General features: G+C 53.1%; 3 protein-coding genes. 1 reads left to right on the top strand and 2 read right to left on the bottom strand.

Going from position 1 to position 6272, the window contains the following annotated elements; all coding sequences use genetic code 11:
- Nucleotides 1–139: 139 nt before the first annotated feature.
- Both QZR18_RS06300 and QZR18_RS06305 read right to left on the bottom strand, forming a co-directional pair.
- Complete coding sequence (locus QZR18_RS06300; protein ID WP_295910696.1) at nt 140–3184, bottom strand: glucodextranase DOMON-like domain-containing protein; 3045 nt, start codon at nt 3182–3184, stop codon at nt 140–142.
- Nucleotides 3185–3448: 264 nt separating this feature from the next.
- On the bottom strand, nt 3449–5128 hold the full coding sequence (locus QZR18_RS06305; RefSeq protein ID WP_178704128.1) for an extracellular solute-binding protein: 1680 nt from the start codon (nt 5126–5128) through the stop codon (nt 3449–3451).
- A gap of 229 nt (nt 5129–5357) precedes the next feature.
- Here QZR18_RS06305 and QZR18_RS06310 point away from each other — a divergent pair.
- A partial coding sequence (locus QZR18_RS06310) for a LacI family DNA-binding transcriptional regulator (RefSeq protein WP_295910698.1) occupies nt 5358–6272 on the top strand: 915 nt, incomplete at its 3' end.

Genomic DNA, 6272 nt, shown 5'->3' on the forward strand with positions numbered 1-6272 from the left:
ATTACAAAACACATTCAGGGGTGGACACTTTCATGCCCACCCCTGAATATTTTGGGTTTCCTCGGAATCATTCCCGCTGATCACAGCGTTTTACTGAGAAGCCCACTTCTAACTCCAGCTTACGCACTTTTCACTATCTCTAGTGGCGCGCATCGAAGCCAACAAAGGGAACCACTACCTTGCCGTCTTCGTTCACACTCAGAGCCTTGGACTGCTCGATTGCACCCGAGATGATGTCAATTGCATTGGAATCCGTGGTGTCCGAGTCATACGGGGACTCATTTGTGAAGATGCCCTTTCCGCCGCCGAAGCGGAAGTTCTTCACGAAGTCAGGACATCCCTTTCCGCCCGCGTAGCATTCGGCCGAATAGATCGGACGAACATTGCCCACGCCTTCCCCATCTTCCGAGGAGGAATAGATCGACACCTGGTACGAGGCCTTTGCCAAGTCCACGCCATCGAGTGCACTGCGGTCAACGGACATCATGATTCGGTCACCGGCAACCTTCAAGGTCACCTCCCCCTTGAGCTTGCCCGCATTATCGTAAACACCCATGTTGTAGGGCAACGACTCTGAACGCCCATCAGCAATCAGAACATAATCCCAACCACCATTGGCAAAGGTGTTCGTCCCCGCTAGCAGAGGCGTCACATCAGTTGAGGTATTGGCCTGGCTGCGAATGTAGATATTCAGTCGCTGAGTACTCATCTGGTTCATGCCCCACGGGTTGTTCACGGGAGCACCCATTCGCGTTACAAACTGGTAGTGATCGTTATCGCGATAGACAGAGGTTTCAAGCAGGTCAAAGCTGCCCGGATTGAAGTTCTCACTCTTGGGGTAAACAACCGTACCGGCACCGTTGTCATCGCCACTGGGATCACTCAAGGTGCCAATCTTGTCACCGAAAGAGTAGATAGTGTAGCTCGCTCGGCTTACCGTGTTTTCGGGTGAGTAGGCGCTCACGCGCACCGAGTTGATCGCGCGATCCAAGGTGAGATCAGCGCTGAATGCACCATCGATAACAGGCAGTTCCGTGTTCGTTCCATTGACCGTTACAACAACGCGATTGCCATCGGTCGTTCCCTTAAACGAAAGATGACGAGAGTCCAAAGAGTCTTGGTCCTTCAGGCCTTCAACGCTCAGCGTCGGCATATTCTCAGGCTTGCCGTCTGCGGTGGCGTTCCAGTTATCCCAGCAGTCTGCATCGAAATCCAAACGTCCAAGCTCATTGGATGCCCAGTTTCCGCCGGCCTTCGTCACGAAGGTGTCACCGACACTGAAGTTACGAATCTCAATACCGTTGTGGTCGACGGTTTCATTGCCAATCATCACCTTCTTGCCCGCCTTATTTGCAGGACGGGTCAGACGGCTCACGACATTTGCTTCAGGTTGCCCATTCCACGAATCCACATGGAAGTTAATGATCTTGAAGTTCTCCATATTCGACAGGGCGTAGATACGGAAACCACAGTTCACACTTCCTTCCACGACGGTGTTGGAAATGGTCCAGTTCTTCAAAGTCGTTGAAGGATCGGAGTAATCGAAGGCGCCACCGTTCCAGTGCGGGGATGAGTTGAATACACAGGTGTTGGTTGCACCCGAGTTATTCATCAGGCTGTGCACGACGGTCGTTCCATCGACCTTCACATTCTCAGTGTTGCGGTAGTTCCAGCCCCACTGGAAGACCGGGCCGTTATCGTTCTTCCACACCACGACATTCGAAACATCGACGTTGCTGTGGTAGAGCTTCATCGCGTCGTCATTCGTATGGAAGAAAGAGCTCTTCATCGTCGATCCGGGGTACAGCTCCATTCCATCGGTCTGCCAGTACCAGGATCCCACTTGCTGGTAGTTACGAACGCGCTGACTGAAGGACTGCTCGTTCGCCCCCTCGATCGCACTGTTACGGGCCACGGCCTCGGCAAACTCAGCATCGCTCATACTGCCCTTTTCGGGGTCAGCAGGTCGGAAACCGTATTCCACGAAGGAGTGGTATGACGGCTCCTTGATGGTCACGCCTTGCAGATCAAGAACCTGATGCGGAGTGGTAGAGGTAAACTTCAGAGCTTTAACGCAGGTGGCATGGCAGTTTGCACCATCCTTATGCTCCAGGGTCTTGTATCCATTCGACATGTCAGTCTCATAGAGGTACTGCTCACTCGAGAGCACACCGTATCCCGTGACCTTGTAGTTCGTGATGTTTTCATTGACCCCAAATTGGAAGGCTCCCTTCACGAAGGCACCGGGCTCAAAGTAGACCCACTTCACGCGATCAGGAAGGTTTGCAGAGTACTTGTTCGTCATCCAGTAGGTACCGGCCTTGAAGTACACAATGTCGGTATCGACGGTATCTAAGTTGGTGACCTCACCCGGGGTCACGTAAGTAATCGTTCCGTCGGCCTCGGTGGGGATGGTTGTCGGATCGACGCGCGAGGCCCAGGGCTGAGCAAAGAGCAACATGGAGTTCTTCGGCTCGGTTCCCACGTATTCGTGACCTTCTCCGCCCTCAAGGGTGAGCCCACCCTGGTAGCGGTACACATCCATAAGTTCGGGGGCAAACTCTACGGATAGACGGTAGCCGTCGTTACTCTGAGGAATGTACAGACGCACAGTCTTGTCGTCCAGCAGCTTCTTTTCAATATTCGCCTTGGCAGGGCGCACAGTAACCTGATTGGCATCGGTTAATTTCGCCCCAGTCTGCAAAGTGACATCGACGTAGACATCGGTGTCATATTCGAACGAGGACCAGCTCATGGTCACGTGATTGTCGGCTTGGAACTTTGCACCATCGTCGTTGAGGTCCGAACGCATGGGGTTACCGTTGCGCGGGATCGACATATAGGTAAACGAACTATTGTCCGAATCAGTACCGTCGACAGCCGACACCGATACCGAATAGAAAGGTGATTCACGGACCTCATTGTTAGCAAGGGGCTTTTCGGCGTCTTTCACGCCATTTTCGTGCCACCAAGTACGAATTTTATCTTCGCGCGTAGGAGTTTTTTCTGGCTTCGGCGTTGGAGTGGTCTGCTCTTGGCCAGGAATCTGCGGGGTTGTATCGCCATTTGTTGGGCCAATAATAATGGTCACTCCACCGACACCGATGACGATCGTCGTAGTCACGGTGACGAAGATGGCCACAACTCGATGACCAGCAAAAATAGTGATCAACGGATGGTGCATATGGAACAGATGAGGGATATGCCCGAAGGCATGGCCCACCGCCCCAAACACTCGATGGAGAAATCCAAAGAACATCAGTTACCTTCCTCATTCAGGAACTCAATGTGGGTGAAATGCACTGCGGCAGCATTGCAGCAATGCGAAAGAGATATGGAGGGAGGAAAGTTGATGGGGGGGAATTCTGCACTCAAGACGTATACAGAAAACCCAGGTGTAGAAAACTGGCGTGCCCTATGAATTCTCACAGGGCACGCCAGCCGTGAACTACTTGGTGAACTTCGCCGACTTGTCGACGGACTGAGTCTTGAACATGGAGTTCAGATCAACGCCCTGCTGCTTCATCTGAGCCTTGTAGGCATCGTAGATGTCCTGCTTGACCTTGATGCTCTCTGCAAGGTGGTTTGCCTCGAGATCAGCAACGTACTGATCCCATTCGTTATCGACACCACCCTTGGTGACCCACTGTGCGAACTTCGCCATCGCGTTCTGGTTGATACCGGTTGCATTACGAGAGAGGATATCTGCCTGCTCATCAGTGGTCGGCATGTTTCCATACAGAACATCAGAGTTGAGGTCGATATTGGACCAATCATTGTTGTAGACAGCGTCCACGGGGAAGACCTCGGTGTGTTCTGCGGGCAGCTTCAGCTTCCATTCGCTGTTGATCCACACGGGAGCGCGGTCAGCAAGCGAGTTGGTGAACTGCCAGTCACCGGCATTCTTGCTCTTATCAGCCGGTTCGAGAACCGTGTAGGTGCCATCAGCTCCCTTTTCGACGCACTCACCGAATGCACCGTAGGTTGCCTGAATACCAATCTCAGGCGTGTAGAAGGAATCCAGCAGCTTAAGTGTTGCTTCCTTATTTGCAGGCTCAGCCTTTGCAACGATCTGGTTGGCGCCATAGGCCATTGAGTCGCCGCCCCATGCCCACACAACCGGAGTGGTCTGCCCATCCTTCGCCTTCAGGGACGGAATGGTGATGTACTGCTTGCCCAGCTCAGAACCGAAGAGATCTGAGGGGGTCCACATCCAGGACATACCAACCGTTGCGGTCTTTCCATCACCCTTTGCATGACCGGTGTAGGTGGACCAGTCGTGGGTGAATGCATCCTGAGCAATCAGGCCTTCCGACCACAGCTCGTTCATGAACTTCACGAAGTCCTTGTAACGCTCATCGGTCAGGTAGTTCTTCACGGTGCCCTTATCGGCGTACATTCCCAAGCTGGAGTCAGAGCTCAGGGTAATGCCTTCGGAGCTCAAGAATAGGTTGGGATTAAAGCCTTCAAATCCATTGGTTCCGGGCTTGTTGAAGTCCAAGGGAATCTCATCAGCAACACCGTTGCCATTGGGGTCCTGGGTCTTGAATGCCTTGAGCACTGTCTTGAGTTCATCCCACGTGGTGGGAACTGCCAAGCCCAGCTTGTCAAGCCATGCCTTGTTAATGAACATGTGGCTACCGGTATTGGCCGAGAGAGGAACGGTGGAACGACCCACGCCGAGGATCTGGTTCTTGGTGTTGGTAGAAACGATCCGCGAGTAGGGTTCTGCATCGAACATCTTCTTCACGTTCGGCAGGTTGCCCAGTTCAGGAGTGAGGTCCATGAACAGCGAGCCAAATTCTGCCATATCGCTTGAATCAAAGCCCGCAATGGTCAGGTCGGCAACATCGCCGGCTGCCAGAGCGGCACTCTTTTGCTGATCCCACGAGGATGCCGCGGTCTCCAGCCACTTGATGCTGCATCCACATGCAGTTTCAAGGTCCTTCGTCCACTTCAGGTCACTCATGGGCTTGGTGCGCGCGTCCTTAACGATCTGGACGGTCACGACGGGGCGGCCATCCGATGCGGAGTTGTCGGATGATGCGCCTTTGGAACATGCGCTCAACGCCAATGCGGCAACCAGTGCGCTTGCCAGTACGGGCGCCACAGGTGAATGTTTCATCATTGGAGATAATCCTTCCTTAGATTATCGTTCGCTTGCTGTGAAGCTATGCAGCTATGCACTCTCAGAGAGCCGATCCACAATGACCAGTTCCTTCTGACAGACATGACTGTAACAATGAAAGCAAGTCTTGCGCAAGCCTTTCATGCCTTTACGTAAATAACGATTTCATATACACTTAGGGCATTCAGGTAACTCCCACCCAATCCAATGGTGGAATACGGAGACAATAGTGAAAACACTTGCAGACGTTGCCGCTGAAGTCGGCGTCAGCCAAGCGACGGTATCGCGCGTTCTCAACGGAAAACCAGGCGTTTCCGACGATACTCGCCAGGCCGTGCTCAATACTGCGAAAAGCATGGGGATTACGAGCACTGTTGGTCGTAATCAGCCTCGACATGTAGCAGTCGTTACCCCCAACTTGGTCAATCCCGTTTTCGCATCTTTACTCACGGCAATAAGTACTCAACTGACGGCACGCAATATTTTGCCTTTCTTGTGTACCTACACATCTGGCGGCACCAGCGAAGAAACACTGCTGTCAATGGTGCTTTCAGAACAGATTGATGGTGCGATCTTCCTTTCCGGCCAGTACGACTCCAAGGGCAACGACTATTCGATCTATCAACGCCTTGCTGAGCATCGAATTCCAATGGTTTTCATCAATGCGGGCGATCCCGACTTGCCGGGTTACTTCATTCGCACAGATGACCGCCTGGCAACGGAAATGGCTCTTCAACACCTGGTCAATCAGGGGCATACGCGCATCGGTTTGCTTTTGGGGAATCCAAACCACTACCCCAGTATCACGAAATACAACTCTGCCCTTGACTTTGCGAACCGTACAGGGCTCGACCTCAAGCCGCAGTATGTGGAATGGGCACCCTACGGCTTAGGTACCGCACAGGCTGCGACAGCACGTCTGATAGATGCAGGCGTGAGCGCAATCGTGTGCGCCAGCGATGAACTGGCCTTGAGCGCTTTCAAGTCACTGACACTCCAGGGCCTACAGGTTCCCGATGACATTTCCATCGTCGGCTACGACGACTCCAGCTACCTCGGCTACATTTCTCCGGGGCTGACAACTATTCGTCAGCCGGTCGACGCCCTGAGTAGCGGTGCCGTCTCCGCACTGGCAAGCCTGATT

Origin of the sequence: uncultured Actinomyces sp., assembly GCA_900541895.1 — a bacterium.
Taxonomy (GTDB): Bacteria; Actinomycetota; Actinomycetes; order Actinomycetales; family Actinomycetaceae; genus Pauljensenia.

Bases quoted from the DNA above. Each gene is read 5' to 3' on its own strand.
- QZR18_RS06300 (WP_295910696.1), bottom strand. From the start codon at position 3,184: ATGCACCATCCGTTGATCACTATTTTTGCTGGTCATCGAGTTGTGGCC.
- QZR18_RS06305 (WP_178704128.1), bottom strand. From the start codon at position 5,128: ATGATGAAACATTCACCTGTGGCGCCCGTACTGGCAAGCGCACTGGTT.